Here is a 215-nt window from a genome sequence, read left to right as displayed (position 1 = left end):
GTCATTAGCTCAGTTGGTAGAGCAGTTGACTTTTAATCAATTGGTCGATGGTTCGAATCCATCATGACCCACCACTTATTTTTAAGTGGTTATTTACTAAAGCATTAATTGCACTCAATAATCTAAAAATTATAGAATGGGTCATTAGCTCAGTTGGTAGAGCAGTTGACTTTTAATCAATTGGTCGATGGTTCGAATCCATCATGACCCACCAT

At 36.7% G+C, this 215-nt stretch carries 1 tRNA gene; it reads left to right on the top strand.

The features are described 5' to 3' along the window. Positions 1-138: 138 nt before the first annotated feature. Positions 139-214: transfer RNA gene (locus tag R0J88_RS24330), tRNA-Lys, on the top strand. Position 215 lies beyond the last annotated feature (1 nt).

The sequence above is a fragment of the Pseudoalteromonas sp. SIMBA_162 genome (assembly GCF_046535955.1).
Taxonomy (GTDB): domain Bacteria; phylum Pseudomonadota; class Gammaproteobacteria; order Enterobacterales; family Alteromonadaceae; genus Pseudoalteromonas; species Pseudoalteromonas marina.
This window is presented reverse-complemented; position numbering and strand designations above follow the sequence as displayed.